This window comes from Pseudomonas sp. BS3767 (assembly GCF_900099665.1).
Taxonomy (GTDB): Bacteria; Pseudomonadota; Gammaproteobacteria; order Pseudomonadales; family Pseudomonadaceae; genus Aquipseudomonas; species Aquipseudomonas cerasi.
In genome coordinates, this window is the sequence record NZ_FNCX01000002.1 from 364,507 (window position 1) to 382,880 (window position 18,374).

Below are 18,374 nucleotides of genomic sequence, written 5' to 3' on the forward strand. Positions count from 1 at the left end.
CGGTAAACCCGCTATATAAGAGGCACGAATTGGAGTTAGGCTCTGCACAGAGTCGCTGGGAGGCGGAACCGGCGGGTGCCGCCGGTCGTGTTTAGTCAGACGCCAGTCGTTGAGCGAGTGTCATTGATCAGCAACGTCGGACTGAAGCGCAGCATGTCCAGACACACGTCGACCAGTTGCTCGGCCTCTGCGGGCAACGAGAAGCTGTCCGGGACCAGCAGCCACTGATAGATGATGCCATTGACGTAGGCAAACAGGGCCACTGCAGCCCGGGCCGTGTCCAGCCCTTTGGGCAATTGTCCCTGGCGTACGGCATTGTTCAGCCCCAGGGTGATACGGTCGTGGCACTGTATGGCGTTGTCCTGGCGCTGACGACGAAAATCACACATCTCGTCGGTAAACTCGCACTTGTGAAACAGGATTTCATTGATGCGACGGGTTTTCGGGTCCAGTGCGAGTTCATGAAACAGGTGAATCAACAGATTTCTCATGCAGCCCAGCGGGTCTTCCTCGTCCTCGCTCTGACTGGCCTCCGCCATTTCGTCGAGAGGCTCCTGAAGACTGTCGAGCATGGCCTGCACCAGATCGGCCTTATTATTGAAGTGCCAATAAATGGCGCCTCGCGTCACACCGGCAAGCGTCGCAATATCGGCCAGCGTGGTGCGGGCGACGCCTCGCTCATAAAAAGCCTGCTCGGCAGCCTCCAGGATCTGGCTGCGAGTGATCTGAGCTTCCTCTTTGGTGCGACGAACCATGGCAATAAGACCTCAAAAAATTCACCTCAGGCACGCGTCTTGCGTCATGCCTCGAGATATGGCCGGGCGGCATTTGTCTCGCCTTGTCCCGAATCGGCTCCCGGCTCCCTGAATAGTGGCCGAATGCGCATTGCGGTGTTTACAAACAGCCGCGAATGTAAGTATATTCCTTAGCATGCTACTTATCTAGCCGAAATATTTTTTTACACTTCAACGTACTGTTGAGATAACAGGCTCCTGCCCCGAGGATCTTCATGCAATTCAAGCCAGCTGTTACCGTTCTGGTCACTGCCGTCGCCCTGGCAACCCTGCTCAGTGGCTGTAGCAAGAAGGAACAGGCCGCCCCGCCTGCGCAAACCCCTCAGGTAGGCGTCGTTACCATCAAAGCACAGCCGTATACCCTGACCACCGAGCTGCCAGGCCGGACCACCGCCTTCCGCGTCGCCGAGGTTCGCCCTCAGGTCAACGGCATCATTCTCAAGCGTCTGTTCACCGAAGGTGGCGATGTCAAAGCCGGTCAGCAGCTCTATCAGATCGACCCGGCTGTCTATGAGGCCAACGCCAACAGCGCCAAGGCCACCCTGCAGTCCGCCAAGTCGATGTCCGATCGCTACAAGCAACTGGTCAGCGAGCAAGCGGTAAGCCGTCAGGAATACGACACGGCGCTGGCCTCCACCCAGGAAGCTCAGGCTAGCCTGCAGACCGCCCAGATCAACCTGCGCTATACCAAGGTGCTGGCCCCTATTTCCGGCCGTATCGGTCGCTCTGCGGTGACTGAAGGCGCATTGGTGAGCAGCGCGCAGACCGACGCGATGGCAACCATCCAGCAGCTCGATCCGATCTATGTCGACGTGGTGCAGTCGTCTGCCGACATGCTCAAGCTGCGCAGCGATCTGGACAGCGGCAAGCTGCAGAAAGCCGGCGACAACGCCGCCAAGGTCAAGCTGACACTGGAAGACAACAGCGTCTACGGCCAGGAAGGCAAACTGGAATTCGCCGAAGTGTCGGTTGACCAGACCACCGGCTCCGTGACCCTGCGTGCCGTGTTCCCGAACCCTGAACACCGTCTGCTGCCGGGCATGTTCGTTCACGCCCAATTGCAGGCTGGCGTCAACTCGAAAGCCATTCTGGCACCGCAGCAAGGCGTGACCCGCGACCTGAAAGGCACGCCGACCGCCATGGTCGTCAATCAGGACAACAAGGTTGAAATGCGTACGCTGGTGGCCAATCGCACCGTGGGCAGCGACTGGCTGATCGAAGACGGCCTGAAGGAAGGCGATCGTGTCATCACCGAAGGCTTGCAGTACGTCAAACCCGGCGCCGAAGTGAAAGTCGCCGAAGCGACCAACGTCAAAGGAGCAAACCCGGCACCTGCCCCGGCCACTGATAAAGCCGCAGGCAGCAAAGGGGAGTAACCCATGTCGAAATTTTTTATTGATCGACCCATTTTTGCCTGGGTTATTGCCCTCGTGATCATGCTGGTCGGCGCGCTGTCGATTTCCAGCCTGCCGATCAATCAGTACCCGAGCATCGCACCGCCTGCCATCGGTATCCAGGTCACCTATCCGGGCGCGTCTGCCCAGACGGTGCAGGACACGGTGGTTCAGGTCATCGAGCAACAGCTCAACGGTATCGATAACCTGCGTTATGTCAGCTCGGAAAGTAACTCCGACGGCAGCATGACCATCACGGCGACCTTCAATCAGGGCACCAACCCGGATACGGCGCAGGTGCAGGTACAGAACAAGCTCAACCTCGCCACCCCGCTGCTGCCGCAGGAAGTGCAGCAACAGGGTATCCGCGTCACCAAGGCAGTGAAGAACTTCCTGATGGTGATCGGCCTGGTGTCGGAAGACGGCAGCATGGGCAAGGAAGACCTGGCCAACTACATCGTGTCGAACATGCAGGACCCGATCTCGCGGACCTCCGGTGTGGGTGACTTCCAGGTGTTCGGTTCGCAGTACGCCATGCGTATCTGGCTCGATCCGGCCAAGCTGAACAACTTCCAGCTGACGCCAGTGGACGTGAAAGACGCGATCACCGCGCAGAACGTCCAGGTGTCGTCCGGCCAGTTGGGCGGCCTGCCATCGATCAGCGGCCAGCAGTTGAACGCCACGATCATCGGCAAGACCCGTCTGCAGACCGCCGAGCAGTTCGGCAATATCTTCCTCAAGGTCAACACCGATGGCTCGCAGGTTCGCCTGAAAGACGTCGCCACCGTGGGCCTGGGCGCAGAGAACTACAGCACCGACTCGCAGTTCGACGGCAAACCGGCTTCCGGTCTGGCCATCAAACTCGCCACCGGCGCCAACGCACTGGACACCGCCAAGGCCATCCGCGCGACCGTTTCCTCGCTGGAGCCGTTCTTCCCGCCTGGCATGAAAGTCGTGTACCCGTATGACACCACACCGGTGGTCAGCGAATCGATCAACGGCGTGGTGCACACCCTGATCGAAGCGATCGTGCTGGTGTTCCTGGTGATGTACCTGTTCCTGCAGAACTTCCGCGCAACCATCATCACCACGATGACGGTTCCGGTGGTCTTGCTGGGTACGTTCGGTATCCTCGCGGCCTTCGGCTTCACCATCAACACCCTGACCATGTTCGGTATGGTGCTGGCCATCGGCTTGCTGGTGGACGATGCGATTGTCGTGGTGGAAAACGTCGAGCGGGTCATGGAGGAGGAAAAGCTCTCCCCGCGCGACGCCACGATCAAATCCATGACTCAGATTCAGGGCGCGCTGGTCGGTATTGCACTGGTGCTCTCGGCGGTTCTGTTGCCAATGGCGTTCTTCGGCGGCTCCACCGGGGTGATCTACAAGCAGTTCTCGATCACCATCGTCTCGGCCATGGCCCTGTCGGTCGTGGTCGCGCTGATCTTCACCCCGGCGCTGTGCGCCACCATGCTCAAGCCCATCGATCACGAGAAGCACGGGCAACCGAAACGTGGTTTCTTCGGCTGGTTCAACCGCACCTTCGACCGCAGCGTTCTGAGTTACGAGCGCGGCGTCGGCAACATGCTCAAGCACAAGTGGCCTGCGTATCTGGGTTACATACTGATCTGTGCGGGCATGGTGTTCATGTTCATGCGTATTCCGGCTGCGTTCCTGCCCGAAGAAGACCAGGGCGTTATCTTCGCCCAGATCCAGACACCGGCCGGCTCCTCGACCGCGCGTACGCAGGAAGTCATCGATCAGATGCGTGAGTACCTGCTGACCAAGGAAAGCGGCGCAGTGAAGTCGGTGTTCTCGGTAAACGGCTTCAACTTCGCGGGCCGCGGTCAAAGCTCGGCGATTGCTTTCGTGATGCTCAAACCGTGGGAGGAGCGTGATTCCAATAACAGCGTCTTCGAACTGGCCAAACGGGCTCAGGGCTATTTCTTCAGCCTGCGCGACGCGATGGTGTTTGCGGTCGTCCCGCCTTCGGTACTCGAACTGGGTAACGCCACCGGCTTCGACGTTTACTTGCAGGATCAGGGCGGCGTGGGTCACGACAAGCTGATGGAAGCGCGTAACCAGTTCCTCGGCATGGCCGCACAGAGCAAGATTCTGGCGGGCGTACGTCCGAACGGGCTGAACGACGAACCGCAGTACCAACTGATCATCGACGATGAGCGCGCCAGTGCATTGGGCATCACTCTGTCGGACATCAACAACACCCTGTCCATTGCGTTGGGTGGCAGCTACGTCAACGACTTCATCGACCGTGGCCGTGTGAAGAAGGTGTACATCCAGGGCGATGCAGGTGCGCGTATGACACCTGAAGATCTGAAGAAATGGTACGTGCGCAACAGCGCGGGTGAGATGGTGCCGTTCTCGGCCTTCGCCAGCGGCAAATGGTCCTACGGCTCGCCGAAACTGTCACGCTACAACGGCGTGGCGGCAGAGGAAGTGCTCGGTACTCCCGCCCCTGGTTACAGCAGCGGCGAGGCAATGGCTGAAGTCGAGGCGCTGGCCAAGAAGCTGCCACAAGGCATCGGCATTTCGTGGACCGGTCTGTCCTACGAGGAACGCCTGTCCGGATCGCAGGCCCCTGCCCTGTATGCCCTGTCGTTGCTGGTAGTGTTTCTCTGTCTGGCGGCGCTGTATGAAAGCTGGTCGATTCCGATCGCGGTCATCCTCGTGGTGCCACTGGGGGTTATCGGTGCACTGATGGCAACCAGCCTGCGCGGTCTGTCCAACGACGTGTTTTTCCAGGTCGGGCTGCTGGTGACGGTAGGTCTGGCGGCGAAAAACGCCATTCTGATCGTCGAGTTCGCCAAAGAGCTTCACGAACAGGGCAAGAGCCTGGTCGACTCGGCGATCGAGGCCTGCCGAATGCGTCTGCGCCCGATCATCATGACCTCCATGGCCTTCATCCTCGGCGTTGTACCGCTGGCGATTTCCTCGGGCGCAGGTTCGGGCAGTCAGCATTCGATCGGTACAGGCGTAATTGGCGGTATGATCACCGCAGTTATTCTGGCGATCTTCTGGGTGCCCCTGTTCTTCGTAACGGTTTCGGGGCTCTTCAAGAGCAAGCAGAAACATATTTCACACGATGAGGCTGGCCAATGAGCAAGTCATTGATCTCACTTGCAGTTACCGCGTTCATTCTCGGCGGCTGCTCTTTGATCCCCGATTACAAGCAGCCGGAAGCACCGGTCGCCGCACAATATCCGCAAGGGCCGGCGTACTCGCCGGTCGAAGGCGCCAAAATGGCCGCCGCGGAACAAGGCTGGCGGCACTTCTTCAATGACCCGGCGCTGCAACAGCTGATTCAGACTGCACTGCTCAACAACCGTGACCTACGGGTTGCGGCGCTGAACATCGACGCCTACCGCGCCCAGTACCGTATCCAGCGCTCGGACCTGTTCCCTGCTGTTTCGGCCACCGGCAGCGGTACACGTCAGCGCGTGCCAGCCGACCAGTCGCAAACCGGTCAGGCCGGCATCACCAGCAGCTACTCGGCCAGCCTGGGCGTCAGCTCGTACGAGCTGGACCTCTTCGGCCGGGTCCGCAGCCTCAGCGAGCAGGCGCTGGAGACCTACTTCGCCAGCGAGGAAGCGCGTCGCAGCACCCAGATCAGTCTGGTGGCCAGCGTCGCCAATGCCTACATGACCTGGCAGGCCGACAAGGAACTGCTCAAGCTGACGCAGGACACCCTGAAGACCTACGAAGAAAGCTTCCGTCTGACCTCGCGTGCCAGCGAAGTCGGCGTTTCTTCGGCACTGGACCTGAGCCAGTCGCGCACCGCCGTCGAAAGCGCGCGCGCCAAACTGGCCCAGTACCAACGCCTGGTTGCCCAGGATCAGAACAGCCTGGTGCTGCTGCTCGGCACCAGCCTGCCTGACAACCTGCCGGCCAGCCACTTGCTCGATTCCGACATGCTGACCGAAATGCCGGCAGGCCTGCCGTCCGACCTGCTGCAGCGTCGTCCGGACATTCTGGAGGCCGAGCACTCGCTCAAGGCGGCCAACGCCAACATCGGCGCGGCACGTGCAGCGTTCTTCCCAAGCATCAGCCTGACGGCCAGTGCCGGGACCAGCAGCAGCGAGCTGTCCGGCCTGTTCAAGGGCGGATCGGGTGCCTGGCTGTTCCAGCCAAGCATCAACATCCCGATCTTCAACGCCGGCAACCTGCGCGCCAGCCTGGACTACTCGAAAATCCAGAAGGAAATCAGCGTCGCCAACTACGAGAAGGCGATTCAGACCGCCTTCCAGGAAGTGTCCGACGGCCTGGCTTCACGCAAGACCTATGACGAGCAGCTCCAGGCGCAACGCGACTTCGTCGCGGCCAACCAGGACTACTATCGTCTGGCCGAGCGTCGCTACCGGATCGGCATCGACAGCAACCTGACCTTCCTCGACGCCCAGCGCTCGCTGTTCAGTGCGCAGCAAACGCTGATCACTGATCGCCTGTCGCAGCTGACCAGCGAGGTCAACCTGTACAAGGCCCTCGGCGGCGGCTGGTATGAAAGAACCGGACAGACCGAAACCATCTCCAAGGAGAAGCCTTCGGTTCAGCTGTTCTGATTGACAGCGGCACACAAAAAAACCACCTGATCAGGTGGTTTTTTTGTGGCCGAAACAAACCCTGCGATCAATGATCCTGATGCAGGTACTTGGGCTCTTTGGGCAAGCGCAGACTGAACAGGAACGCTACCGCCATCATGGCCGTCACGTACCAGTAAAAACTGTTCTCCATCCCGGCACTCTTGAGTTTCAGCGCAACCCACTCAGCCGAGCCACCGAACACCGCGTTGGCCACCGCATACGCCAGCCCCACGCCCAGTGCGCGAACCTGAGGTGGAAACATCTCGGCTTTGACCAGCCCGCTGATCGAGGTGTAGAAGCTGACGATCGCCAGCGCCAGGGTAATCAGCACAAAGGCAATGAACGGGTTGGTGGTGGTCTTGAGCGTCATCAGGATCGGTACTGTACACAGCGTACCCAGCGCACCGAACAGAAGCATCGAATTGCGGCGGCCGATGCGGTCCGCGAGCATGCCGAAAAACGGTTGCATGCACATGTACAGAAACAGCGCGCCGGTCATGATGTAGCTGGCGGTCTTCGCTTCCATGCCTCCGGTGTTGACCAGGTATTTCTGCATGTAGGTCGTGAAGGTGTAGAAAATCAGCGAGCCACCGGCGGTGTAACCCAGCACTGTGATGAAGGCTGCGGCATGATGCTTGAACAGTGCCGCGATACTGCCGGCGTCCTTGTCCTGCCGGCTTTCGGCTGTGGTGGTTTCGTTGAGGGTGCGACGCAGCAGCAAGGCGATGACCGCTGCGGCAGCACCGATCACGAAGGGGATGCGCCAGCCGTAGTCACGCAACTCTTCAGTGGTCAGGAATTGCTGGAGGATGACCACCGTCAACACCGCCAGCAGTTGCCCGCCGATCAGAGTCACGTACTGAAACGAAGCATAAAAGCCACGCTGGCCACGCAACGCCACTTCACTCATGTAAGTGGCCGTGGTGCCGTACTCGCCACCCACCGACAGGCCTTGCAGCAGGCGCGCCATCAGCAACAAGGCCGGCGCCCAGGCACCAATCGATGCATAGGTCGGCAGACAGGCAATGATCAATGATCCGGCACACATCATGGTGACCGAAATCAGCATGGAGTTCTTGCGGCCATGTTTGTCTGCGACACGACCAAACAGCCAGCCGCCAATCGGACGCATCAGAAAGCCAGCGGCAAACACACCTGCGGTGTTGAGCAACTGAACGGTCGGATCATCGGAAGGAAAGAAAGCCGGTGCGAAATAAATCGCGCAGAAGGCGTAGATATAAAAGTCGAACCATTCGACCAGGTTGCCGGATGAAGCACCGACAATGGCGAAAATTCTTTTGCTTCGCTCCTCGCCGGTGTAATGCGGTGCTTTTGATGTTGTAGTCATTATTTTCCCCAAGCAGAACTGTCCATAAGAAACAATCTGTAACACCGTCTTTAATCGAGCACAATAAGTCAGAGCAATTCAGCCACCAGCAAAAATCGGCAGGGTTGAACATCCAGTGCCCGGACGAACAACAACCCGGATCATCGGCCCGCCTTTTCGTGGAGGCAGACAAACGATCCGGGTTGCTGGACAACAGGTTGAAACGGGAGGGCTTACCGCTCGATGGCCAGCGCCAGCCCCTGCCCGACGCCGACGCACATGGTTGCCAGGCCTCTGCGCCCGCCGGTTTTCTCCAGATGATGCAGCGCCGTCAGCACCAGCCGCGCGCCACTCATGCCCAGCGGATGGCCAAGGGCAATTGCCCCGCCGTTGGGATTGACCTGCGGCGCGTCGTCTGCAAGTCCCAGTTCGCGTAGTACCGCAATACCTTGGCTGGCAAATGCTTCATTGAGTTCGATGACATCGAAATCGGTCACCGCCAGGCCCAGCCGCTCGACCAGTTTACGCACCGCTGGCACCGGGCCAATGCCCATCACCCGAGGTGCAACCGCCGCGCTGGCCATGCCAAGTACGCGGGCACGGGGTGTCAGGCCATGCTTTTTCACCGCTTCGGCCGACGCTAGAATCAGCGCCGCAGCACCGTCGTTGACCCCGGACGCATTACCAGCAGTCACTGTGCGGTCCGGGCCGTTGACCGGCTTGAGTTTGCTCAGGGTTTCCAGACTGGTATCGCCACGCGGATGCTCATCCTTGTCGACAATGGTTTCGCCCTTTTTGTGCGCGACCCGCACCGGCACGATCTCTTCCTCGAAAAAGCCCGCAGCCTGGGCAACGGCAGTGCGTTGCTGGCTGCGCAGGGCGAAAGCGTCCTGATCGGCTCGAGAAATCCTGAAGTCGGTTGCAACGTTGTCGCCGGTCTCGGGCATTGAGTCCACGCCGTACTGCGCTTTCATCGCCGGATTGATAAAGCGCCAACCGATAGTGGTGTCTTCCAGCTTCATGCTGCGCGAAAACGCGGCATCGGCCTTGCCCATCACGAAGGGCGCACGAGACATCGACTCGACGCCTCCGGCGATTGCCAGCTCGATTTCACCTGACGCGATGGCCCGGAAAGCGGTGCCGATGGCGTCCATTCCGGAAGCACACAGGCGATTGAGGGTGACGCCCGGTACGCTTTCCGGCAGCCCGGCCAACAGAGCAGCCATGCGCGCAACGTTGCGGTTGTCCTCACCGGCCTGGTTGGCACAGCCGAAGAACACTTCGTCGATCTCTTCCCAGTTGACCGACGGGTTGCGCTCCATCAGCGCCTTGATCGGCACCGCGGCCAGGTCGTCTGCACGCACTGAAGACAACCCGCCACCAAACCGACCGATGGGCGTACGAATCGCATCGCAAATGAATACTTCACGCATCACGCTTCTCCCGCAACCTGACCGTGAGCCGCAGCGGTTCGTGCTTCCAGATCACGCAGCGCCGTCAGTTCGACGTCAGTAGGCTCTTCGGACACAACAACGGTGTCGGCAAAGCGGATCGCCCAGCCGGTTGCGGCAATAACCTGCTCGCGGGTCACGCCAGGGTGCAGCGTGGTCACGACGAACTCATGGGTGCCGGCTTCCGGCTCCATGATGCACAGGTCGGTGATAATGCCCACCGGGCCAGCACCGGGCAGACCCAGACGCTTGCGCGAATCGCCGCCTTCGCCATGGCCAACCGAGGTGATGAAGTCCAGCTTGTCGACGAACGAACGCGCCGACTGCTTGAGAATGATCAGCACTGACTTGGCCGACCCGGCGATCTCCGGCGCACCACCGGCTCCCGGCAGACGCACTTTTGGATGATGGTAATCGCCGACCACGGTGGTGTTGATGTTGCCGAAACGGTCGACCTGCGCCGCGCCGAGAAAGCCGACATCGACACGGCCGCCCTGCAGCCAATAACGAAAGATTTCGCTGGTGGATACCACTGTGTCTGCGGTTTCAGCCAACTCGCCATCACCGATAGACAGCGGCAACACCGTGGGCTTGGCGCCGATCGGACCCGACTCGTAGATCAGTACCACGTCGGGCGCAGAGGTCAGACGTGCCAGATTCGCCGCCTTCGAAGGCAGGCCGATGCCGACGAAGCACACAGAACCATTACGCAAGCGACGGGCTGCGGCAACGGTCATCATTTCACTGGTGGAGTAAGTCATTATTTGGCCTCCGAAGCGCGAGCCAGCTTGCTCTGGAATTCACTGAAGTCTGCGGTGCCGTGGATGTATTCATCGATCCACGCCGTGAACGTCTCCCGGTCTCGGGCGATCGGGTCCCAGGCCTGATAGAACGGATTGTCACGCTCGTAGTAGCCGTGCGCATAAGACGGGTGAGCGCCACCTGGCACCAGGCACACCGCACTCAGCGCCCAGGTTGGCAGCACGCAGGAATTCATCGGTGCCTTGAGGTCATCGACGATTTCCTCCACCGTCACAATGCAACGCTTCGCAGCCAGCGCGGCTTCTTTCTGCGCACCGAGAATGCCCCACAACAGCACGTTGCCCTTGCGGTCGGCTTTCTGCGCATGAATCACGGTGACGTCGGGACGTACCGAAGGCACCGCTGCCAATACTTCGCCGGTGAACGGGCAGGTGACCGTCTTGATCAGCGGGTTGACCTTGGGCAGGTCGGACCCGGCATAAGCGCGCAGCACCGCAAACGGCAGACCGGATGCGCCAGCGACATAGGCGTTGGCGAGGTCGGCGTGGCTGTGCTCTTCAATTTCCATTTCACGCGGCCACTGTTTTTCAACGGCGTCGCGCAAACGGTGCAAGGAGCCAACCCCAGGGTTGCCGCCCCACGAAAAAATCAGCCGCTTCGCACAACCGGCGCCGATCAACTGGTCGTAGATCAGGTCAGGCGTCATGCGCACCAGGGTCAGGTCTTTTTTACCCTGACGGATGATTTCATGGCCGGCGGCCGTGGGGATCAGATGAGTGAAGCCTTCCAGCGCAACGGTGTCGCCATCGTTGACCAGTTGCTTCACCGCATCGCGTAGAGAAAGAATGTCTGCCATGAGGTGCTCCGAACCCAACATCACGTTCAATGATCAGCGCGAAGACCTGCGCCGGAATGAAAATGAGGTTATGCCTGAGCACGAGGGCAAACAATCCGATAATCGACTAAACGTTCGGTAATCGAACGAATTCAGTCAGTCGAAAACACGGCCACGTCAGGTAAACAGTTGCGTGCTCAGGTCACGACTGGCATCGAGCATGATCGGCAAAAAGCGCTGCTCCAGCTCGCTGCGTGCCACACGCCCGGCACTGGTGCTGACATTCAGCGCGGCCAGCACTTGGCCCGACGCATCATAGACCGGCACGGCAATCGAACGCAGCCCCTGCTCCAGTTCCTGATCGACAATGCACCAGCCCTGCTGCCGAACCAGTTGCAGACATTCGAGCAGGGCTTCCGGCGTGCGAATGGTGCGGCTGGTCTTGGGCTGCAGATCCACATGGTCAAGGTATTCATGCAACGACACGTCATCGAGTGCGGCCAGCAGAATGCGGCCCATGGACGTGCAGTACGCTGGAAGACGGCCGCCCACGGAGAGGTCGACCGAGATCAGCCGCTGCGTCGTGGCAGAGCGCGCTATATAAAGAATGTCGTCGCCTTCCAGCGTGGCCATGTTGCACGCCTCATGCAACTGGTCACTCATACGGTCCAGATAAGGCTGCGAAGACGTTGCCAGTGGCGTCGATGACAAATAGGCGTGGCCCAGGGTCAGCACCTTGGGCAGTAGCGAGTAGGTACGGCCGTCAGTGGTCGCATAACCGAGCTTGATCAGCGTGTGAAGGCAACGGCGAACTGCCGCGCGGGGGATTTCCGTGCGGTGGCTGATCTGCGCAATGGTCAGGTGCCGCTTGCGCTCTTGAAAGGCGTGAATCACGGCCAGCCCACGCGCCAGCGACGTCATGAAATCCGGGTCACCGGTCAGCGCCTGAATGCGCTTTGCGGGCGATGCCACGATGGGCGGTGCCAATGAGGCAAAAGATTTACGCAGTTCGTCGTTCATTGACACACCTTATGTAACTGCCTTGAAGCCCTGTAAACCGCAGGTTTCAGCTCTTTTTAGAGAAGCGAAACCCGCACCCACTTGTGCGATTATCGAACAGGTGGCCGATAATCGCAATTGACCCCATGTAAATATACTTATACCTTTACCTCTGCCATGAAGTGACTTCTTGGAAATACTGGTCAGGTACCCACTGAGAAGTCCAAGGCAGCGGCCTTGCTCACCAAGCAAGGCCGTTTTCATTATTCAGGCACCTTCCGCGCGACAGACGCTTGCGACCCCCTCCTCGTCATCCCGTTCCCGGTCTGTGCCCGCCGCGTAACTCCACACATCCTGCATATAAAAGGCGTTGAATTTCTTCGCCAACATTTTGTCGTCGAAAGTGAAAACTGTTTTATAAAACTTATGTCATATAAACGGCTCACTGAAACTTCGGAACAATCGTACAAAAAAACCAGACCTGTGAACTCATTCAACCTCTGTTGTTGACGTAGCAGAAGTTCTTGGAGATAGTATCCGTCAGTTGGTCGGCATTACCCTCGCAACGATTGATCCGTTCACCCGATTCCCGCCTCGACTGTCCTGTCGGCGCGTTGTCGCGGTGCACCCTCGCAGCGAGACCTTAAGCAGGCCTGCCAGCGCAAGCCCTGCGCTTGAAATCAAACGAGTGTCGCTACGACAGGTGTTTTTCTCTGGTGCACGTAGCCGCAGACAACAACAGGCATGTCCGGTAAACCTTTCGCGCAATTGTCCGAACAGGTCGCTGACTGTATTGGGTATACAGCCAGACTGGAGTGAACATACTTGCAATGTTTTGCGTCATCGCCAGAGCCCATTCGACTCAAACAGGTATTAAAGTGACTAAAGATGAACTGCGCGCGGAACTTGAGCGCCAGGAGCAACGCTACAAGGATGTCTACGGCGGTGAAATCACCACCTACGCCGCGCAACCGGAACCGGAACGCAAGCCCTGGCGCAAAAGAGCCAGCCTGCTGGACCAGGCGTTCAAGCAAGAACTGCAAAAAATGGAAGAAGGCCTGAAAGAAGAGCCGTGACAGCGCGGGTCTGATGACCCAGCCCGATTCGCCTCTCACTTCCAGCACCCTGAATTACACGCCTTACTGCCTCATTGAGCATTCAACGGGGCGGCGCTCATGCGTCTTTTTTTTGGTTTGAGGCGACACCTGGCGGTGACGACAAGTCGTTCGGTATTTTTTCTGTCATAATCGCGCCCCCTTCAGACCCGGTCAGAAAACCTACATGATCGATTTATTCAGCGGGCTTGATGCCTGGGTGCTTGTGAGCCTGTTGCTCGCCCTGGCTTTCGTCCTCACCTTCGAGTTCATCAACGGCTTTCATGACACCGCCAACGCGGTGGCGACAGTCATTTACACCAAAGCGATGCCGCCTCATCTGGCCGTGTTCTTTTCCGGTGTATTCAACTTTCTCGGCGTGTTGCTGGGCGGCGTAGGCGTTGCCTATGCCATCGTCCATCTGCTGCCGGTCGAGCTGCTCATCAACGTCAACACCGGACATGGCCTGGCCATGGTGTTCTCGCTGCTGGCGGCGGCGATTACCTGGAACCTCGGTACCTGGTACTTCGGTATTCCGGCCTCCAGTTCGCATACGCTGATCGGCTCGATACTCGGTGTGGGTCTGGCCAATGCGCTGCTCAACGATATCCCGTTGGCCGATGGCGTGAACTGGCAAAAAGCGATCGATATCGGTGCTTCGCTGGTGTTCTCGCCGCTGGCCGGCTTTATCGTTGCGGGTCTGGTGCTGGTTGCCCTGAAATGGTGGCGCCCGCTGTCGAAGATGCACAAGACCCCCGACCAGCGCCGCAAGCTGGATGACAAGAAGCACCCGCCGTTCTGGAACCGTCTGGTGCTGGTCATTTCCGCCATGGCGGTCAGCTTCGTACACGGTTCGAATGACGGCCAGAAAGGCATTGGCCTGATCATGCTGGTGCTGATCGGTATCGTGCCCAGCCAGTTCGTGCTTGACCTCACCAGCACCACCTATCAGATCGAACGCACCCGCGATGCGACCCAGCACCTGAGCCAGTTCTATCATCGCAACAGCAGCACGCTGGGTGAATATCTGGCGATGGGTAAAGCTGAAAAAGGCGACCTGCCGTCCAGCTCCGCCTGTAATCCGAAGCAGACCGAACCTACCATCGACGCGCTGCTCGACCGCCTGAAAGGCGTGTCCGACTACCACGCGCTGGCCCCTGAAAGCCGCATCGAAGTACGTCGCTATCTGTTGTGCCTGGACGACACCGCCCGCAAGGTCGGCAAACTTCCGGACCTGTCTGCGCGTGAAAAATCCGACCTGGAGAAACTTCGCAAGGACCTGACCACCACCACCGAATACGCACCGTTCTGGGTGATTCTCGCAGTGGCACTGGCGCTGGGCATCGGCACCATGGTCGGCTGGAAACGCGTGGTCCTGACGATCGGCGAGAAGATCGGCAAGCAGGGCATGACTTACGCACAAGGCATGTCGGCGCAAATCACCACCGCCTGCGCGATTGGTCTGGCCAACGTGTTCAGTCTGCCAGTCTCCACCACGCACATTCTGTCTTCAGGTGTAGCTGGCACCATGGTCGCCAACAAGAGCGGCCTGCAAGGCGGAACCGTGCGCACCATCCTGCTGGCCTGGGTGCTGACCCTGCCGGCGACCGTCGCCTTGTCCGCAGCGCTGTTCTGGCTGGCTTCCAAAGCCCTGGCCTGATCTGAAACCCTTTGGGCGGTGCATGCACGGCGCCGCTCAAGGGTTTGACTCACTTCCCCTCTTGCGTCCCCTCCTCCTCAAGCCCTTCATCAGGCGCTTGCGCTTGCTGCAGCTCGCGCCACAGTGCTGCGGCTCCGTCGAAATCAGTGCCGTTTTCCGCAGTCAGTTCAGCAGGGTCATAGCGGCTCAGGCAGCCTTCGCCAAGCGTTGCCGGAGCGGTGGAAGTGGCTTTGTCGAGAGGATCGGTCATTGGCGGTCACCTTGCGCGTTGCACCATTGCCGACATTGAGTCGGGAGCGCGACGGGCGCGCTCCGGAAAAGATAGATCAGTCGAAGACGACTGTCTTGTTGTCGTGAACCAGAACGCGGTCTTCCAGGTGAGCGCGCAGGCCGCGGGCCAGCACCATTTTTTCCACGTCGCGGCCGAAACGCACCATGTTTTCGATGCTGTCACGGTGGCTGACGCGCACGACGTCCTGCTCGATGATCGGACCGGCGTCGAGCTCTTCGGTCACATAGTGACAGGTCGCACCGATCAGTTTGACGCCACGCAACGAGGCCTGGTGATAAGGCTTGGCGCCGACGAACGATGGCAGGAAGCTGTGGTGGATATTGATGACCTGATGGGCATATTCACGGCACAGCTGTGGCGGCAGGATCTGCATGTAACGCGCCAGAACCACGACGTCGGCCTGGTGATGACCGACCAGACGCGATACCTCGGCGAACGCAGGCTCCTTGTCTTTCGGGTCCACCGGAACATGGTAGTAAGGGATGTCATGCCACTCGACCATGCTGCGCAGGTCCTGGTGGTTTGAAATCACACAGGCGATGTCGCAGTCGAGTTCGTCACTGTGCCAACGGTGCAGCAGGTCAGCCAGACAGTGCGATTCACGACTTGCCATGAGCACGACGCGCTTCTTCTGCGCCGAGTCGGTAATGCGCCAGTCCATCGAAAACTCTTCGGCGATCGGCGTGAAGGCCTCACGGAACCCGTCCAGGTCAAAAGGCAGGGTGTCGGCACGAATCTCGTGACGCATGAAAAACCAGCCGCTGAGATTGTCCGAATGATGACTCGCTTCGGTGATCCAGCCGTTATGGGACGCCAGAAAGTTACTGACTTTGGCAACGATGCCTACACGGTCCGGGCAAGCAATCACCAGACGAAAAGTGCGCATTAGGGGAAACTCCAGAACTTCGCAAAGCCGCTATTCTAGCGGCTGCGCAGCAAAACTGCAGTATCTCTGTTGCCTGAATTCAGATGCCGAAAAAGCACACCGCCAAGGCCAAAGATTGCACCTTGCCAGTATGGCTTTTTACGGGGTCCGCCGCTAAACAAAACCTGTAATAAGGAGGGCTTTATAGCGGCGATCTTTTGAAGGACGCACGGCCCACCCCTAGTTCAGAGGTCTGTAGGACGCGTGTATATTGCTAAATAATTCAAATAAAACTTTTATTTAATGTTTACTTGCTCATTTACAGTGACTATTATTGCCGCACTGTATCCCTGCAACCCTCACAACATAAGGTCTCCTCATGTCCCTGATCAACGAATACCGCGCCACAGAAGAAGCCATCAAAGAACTGCAAGCCCGTTTGAAGAACCTGTCGCAAGACGACAAACTGCAAACCGAGCTGGAATTCGAAGGCAAACTGCGCACGCTGATGGGCGAATACCAAAAGTCGCTGCGTGACATCATTGCCCTGCTGGATCCGGATGCCAAGGTAAACAAGGCCCCTCGTGGCGGCGCTGTTAAACCTGCCGGCACCAAACGCGCGCGCAAGGTCAAGCAATACAAGAACCCGCACAACGGTGAAGTCATCGAAACCAAAGGTGGCAACCACAAGACGCTGAAAGAGTGGAAAGCCAAGTGGGGCAGCGACGACGTTGAAAGCTGGGCCACTTTGCTGGGCTAAGCTTCACAAGGTCGCGGTTCATCGCGATTGCAAAAACGCCAGCTTGCTGGCGTTTTTTATTGCCCGGTATTTTCTATACGCCCAGACGGTTACTCAGTTCGTTTGCATAATCCTGCCATTGCCGCAACACCTCCAACTGCTCTGGCGCGGCACTAAGGGAGCATTTTATCAATGCGGCCGTAAAGTCATGCAGGGTGTTGGGAGCGCCCCATTCCGGGCTGCGCAATCGCTGCTGACAGAAATCCCGCCAGCGTGTTTGCTCTTCGCCACTCAAGGTGTCAGGAAAGTTACGAGCGCGATACCGGAATAACAATTCAGGCAATCGGGCATCATCAAACGGCCAGGCGTCACGCGCCAATTGTTCGGGTTCGGCCTGCCGAACTTGCTCACACAGTCGACGATCACGGTCCCCCATAAAACCATCATATAACTGCTGTTCGGGATCTTCACTTGCGGCGAAATCGTCCTTGCCGTAAACGGCCGCCAGTTTATCGTGCCAAACTTCGCGGTGTTCACTCAATTGCGTCGCGCGTGCCTGATAGCCGGCCATGTCCAGTTGCAGCCGCTGCTGATCTTCGCTACGCAGCACCCCCAGCGGCGCGATCACCGGGCAGCGGTTTATATGCAATAGTTTGAGCGGCACGGGCAATTCGCCGTCGCCCAGCGCATCGTGCCGCGTATATAAACGCCGTTTGAGTATTTCAGCGTCCTCGTGCAACAACGGTGAATGATCCAGGTGCAGATCACACACGATCAGCGCATTGCGATTATGCGGGTGCCATGCCAACGGCAGCACCACGCCGAGGTAATTGCGCGCCGCAGAAAAGCGTCCGGAAATATGCACCAGAGGCTGCATCAGGCGAACCTGCTCCTGGACTTTCTGTTTGCTGCGCAATGCAAACAAATAGTCATAAAGCTTCGGCTGCTTTTCACGAATCAAACGGGCCAGAGCAATAGTTGCACGCACATCGGATAACGCGTCGTGCGCCTGTCCATGATCAATACCATTGGCAGCCGTCAGCCGCTCCAGTTTCAGCGTGACCCGACCGTCCTGTTCCGGCCAGACAATGCCATCGGGGCGCAATGCATAGGCAGCCCGGACAACATCGATCAGATCCCAGCGACTGTTGCCCCCCTGCCATTCGCGGGCATAGGGGTCGAAGAAGTTGCGATAAAAACTGTAGCGCGTGACTTCGTCATCAAAACGCAAGGTGTTGTAACCCGCGCCACAGGTACCCGGTGCCGACAGTTCGGCATGTACGCGCGTCATGAAATCGGCCTCGCACAAGCCTTTTTCTACCAGCGTGGCTGGAGTGATTCCGGTAATCATGCAGGCGGCAGGATGAGGCAGGATGTCATCGCTGAGCTGGCAGTGCAGATTGACCGGAGCCGCGATTTCATTGAGGTCGGTATCCGTGCGAATCCCGGCCATCTGCAGCGCACGATCATTGCGCGGGTTGATACCGGTGGTTTCGTAGTCGTACCAGAAGATGCTGGAAGTCACGGGCTGATCCTGAACAAAAGACCCGCGAAGTGTAGGGCG

General features: G+C 58.6%; 15 protein-coding genes. 6 read left to right on the top strand and 9 right to left on the bottom strand.

The features are described from left to right. Nucleotides 1-95 precede the first annotated feature (95 nt). Complete coding sequence (locus tag BLR16_RS06135; protein WP_003363819.1) at nt 96-755, bottom strand: auxin-lysine conjugate-binding transcriptional regulator PmeR; 660 nt, start codon at nt 753-755, stop codon at nt 96-98. A 254-nt stretch (nt 756-1,009) separates the two neighbouring features. Here BLR16_RS06135 and BLR16_RS06140 point away from each other — a divergent pair, with 254 nt between their 5' ends. Genes BLR16_RS06140 through BLR16_RS06150 form a run of 3 tightly spaced genes read left to right on the top strand, consistent with a single transcriptional unit; the run spans nt 1,010 to nt 6,765 of the window. Then, a complete protein-coding gene (locus BLR16_RS06140) occupies nt 1,010-2,170 on the top strand; it encodes an efflux RND transporter periplasmic adaptor subunit (RefSeq protein ID WP_003363822.1) in 1,161 nt (386 codons plus the stop codon). Between the two features lie 3 nt (nt 2,171-2,173). Next, nucleotides 2,174-5,308 carry an efflux RND transporter permease subunit gene (locus tag BLR16_RS06145; RefSeq protein WP_044308897.1) on the top strand — a complete coding sequence of 1,045 codons (3,135 nt, stop codon included), beginning with the start codon at nt 2,174-2,176 and terminating at the stop codon, nt 5,306-5,308. After that, entirely contained in the window at nt 5,305-6,765 is a 1,461-nt protein-coding gene (locus BLR16_RS06150) for an AdeC/AdeK/OprM family multidrug efflux complex outer membrane factor (RefSeq protein ID WP_058396743.1), read from the top strand. The genes BLR16_RS06145 and BLR16_RS06150 overlap by 4 nt, the downstream gene beginning before the upstream one ends. A gap of 67 nt (nt 6,766-6,832) precedes the next feature. Here BLR16_RS06150 and BLR16_RS06155 read toward each other — a convergent pair whose 3' ends face one another. From BLR16_RS06155 to pcaR, 5 genes are all read right to left on the bottom strand, one after another. Then, the gene (locus BLR16_RS06155) at nt 6,833-8,134 is read right to left on the bottom strand and encodes an MFS family transporter (protein WP_003431380.1); all 1,302 of its coding nucleotides are present in this window, start codon (nt 8,132-8,134) and stop codon (nt 6,833-6,835) included. 212 nt (nt 8,135-8,346) lie between these two features. After that, nucleotides 8,347-9,549: a 3-oxoadipyl-CoA thiolase gene (gene pcaF / locus BLR16_RS06160; RefSeq protein ID WP_170846024.1), complete on the bottom strand. Its 1,203-nt coding sequence runs from the start codon at nt 9,547-9,549 to the stop codon at nt 8,347-8,349. Next, nucleotides 9,546-10,328 carry a CoA-transferase subunit beta gene (locus BLR16_RS06165; RefSeq protein ID WP_170846028.1) on the bottom strand — a complete coding sequence of 261 codons (783 nt, stop codon included), beginning with the start codon at nt 10,326-10,328 and terminating at the stop codon, nt 9,546-9,548. Before BLR16_RS06165 ends, pcaF begins: the two co-directional genes overlap by 4 nt. After that, the gene (locus tag BLR16_RS06170) at nt 10,325-11,182 is read right to left on the bottom strand and encodes a CoA transferase subunit A (protein ID WP_003363839.1); all 858 of its coding nucleotides are present in this window, start codon (nt 11,180-11,182) and stop codon (nt 10,325-10,327) included. Before BLR16_RS06170 ends, BLR16_RS06165 begins: the two co-directional genes overlap by 4 nt. 156 nt (nt 11,183-11,338) lie before the next feature. Beyond that, nucleotides 11,339-12,181: a pca regulon transcriptional regulator PcaR gene (gene pcaR, locus BLR16_RS06175; RefSeq protein WP_003363842.1), complete on the bottom strand. Its 843-nt coding sequence runs from the start codon at nt 12,179-12,181 to the stop codon at nt 11,339-11,341. A gap of 857 nt (nt 12,182-13,038) precedes the next feature. Here pcaR and BLR16_RS06180 point away from each other — a divergent pair. Both BLR16_RS06180 and BLR16_RS06185 read left to right on the top strand, forming a co-directional pair. Beyond that, nucleotides 13,039-13,236 carry a hypothetical protein gene (locus BLR16_RS06180; protein ID WP_002554967.1) on the top strand — a complete coding sequence of 66 codons (198 nt, stop codon included), beginning with the start codon at nt 13,039-13,041 and terminating at the stop codon, nt 13,234-13,236. A gap of 205 nt (nt 13,237-13,441) precedes the next feature. Next, nucleotides 13,442-14,914: an inorganic phosphate transporter gene (locus BLR16_RS06185; protein ID WP_092194166.1), complete on the top strand. Its 1,473-nt coding sequence runs from the start codon at nt 13,442-13,444 to the stop codon at nt 14,912-14,914. Nucleotides 14,915-14,963: 49 nt separating this feature from the next. Here BLR16_RS06185 and BLR16_RS06190 read toward each other — a convergent pair whose 3' ends face one another. Beyond that, nucleotides 14,964-15,164 (bottom strand): hypothetical protein, encoded by a 201-nt coding sequence (locus BLR16_RS06190; RefSeq protein WP_003363849.1) that lies wholly within the window; start codon nt 15,162-15,164, stop codon nt 14,964-14,966. Nucleotides 15,165-15,240: 76 nt separating this feature from the next. Beyond that, nucleotides 15,241-16,092 (bottom strand): formyltetrahydrofolate deformylase, encoded by an 852-nt coding sequence (gene purU / locus BLR16_RS06195; RefSeq protein ID WP_003363851.1) that lies wholly within the window; start codon nt 16,090-16,092, stop codon nt 15,241-15,243. Nucleotides 16,093-16,450: 358 nt separating this feature from the next. On the opposite strand from purU, the gene mvaT reads away from it, so the two are divergent. After that, on the top strand, nt 16,451-16,831 hold the full coding sequence (gene mvaT / locus BLR16_RS06200) for a histone-like nucleoid-structuring protein MvaT (RefSeq protein WP_002554971.1): 381 nt from the start codon (nt 16,451-16,453) through the stop codon (nt 16,829-16,831). A gap of 73 nt (nt 16,832-16,904) precedes the next feature. Here mvaT and sbcB read toward each other — a convergent pair whose 3' ends face one another. Next, nucleotides 16,905-18,335, bottom strand: a complete 1,431-nt coding sequence (sbcB, locus tag BLR16_RS06205; protein WP_054082079.1) for an exodeoxyribonuclease I — start codon at nt 18,333-18,335, stop codon at nt 16,905-16,907. Nucleotides 18,336-18,374: the final 39 nt, after the last annotated feature.

Excerpts from the sequence above, each read along its gene's own strand:
- mvaT (WP_002554971.1), top strand. The coding sequence starts at position 16,451 with ATGTCCCTGATCAACGAATACCGCGCCACAGAAGAAGCCATCAAAGAA.
- BLR16_RS06190 (WP_003363849.1), bottom strand. The coding sequence starts at position 15,164 with ATGACCGATCCTCTCGACAAAGCCACTTCCACCGCTCCGGCAACGCTT.
- BLR16_RS06135 (WP_003363819.1), bottom strand. The coding sequence starts at position 755 with ATGGTTCGTCGCACCAAAGAGGAAGCTCAGATCACTCGCAGCCAGATC.
- BLR16_RS06145 (WP_044308897.1), top strand. The coding sequence starts at position 2,174 with ATGTCGAAATTTTTTATTGATCGACCCATTTTTGCCTGGGTTATTGCC.
- BLR16_RS06170 (WP_003363839.1), bottom strand. The coding sequence starts at position 11,182 with ATGGCAGACATTCTTTCTCTACGCGATGCGGTGAAGCAACTGGTCAAC.
- BLR16_RS06155 (WP_003431380.1), bottom strand. The coding sequence starts at position 8,134 with ATGACTACAACATCAAAAGCACCGCATTACACCGGCGAGGAGCGAAGC.
- pcaR (WP_003363842.1), bottom strand. The coding sequence starts at position 12,181 with ATGAACGACGAACTGCGTAAATCTTTTGCCTCATTGGCACCGCCCATC.
- BLR16_RS06140 (WP_003363822.1), top strand. The coding sequence starts at position 1,010 with ATGCAATTCAAGCCAGCTGTTACCGTTCTGGTCACTGCCGTCGCCCTG.
- BLR16_RS06185 (WP_092194166.1), top strand. The coding sequence starts at position 13,442 with ATGATCGATTTATTCAGCGGGCTTGATGCCTGGGTGCTTGTGAGCCTG.
- purU (WP_003363851.1), bottom strand. The coding sequence starts at position 16,092 with ATGCGCACTTTTCGTCTGGTGATTGCTTGCCCGGACCGTGTAGGCATC.
- BLR16_RS06150 (WP_058396743.1), top strand. The coding sequence starts at position 5,305 with ATGAGCAAGTCATTGATCTCACTTGCAGTTACCGCGTTCATTCTCGGC.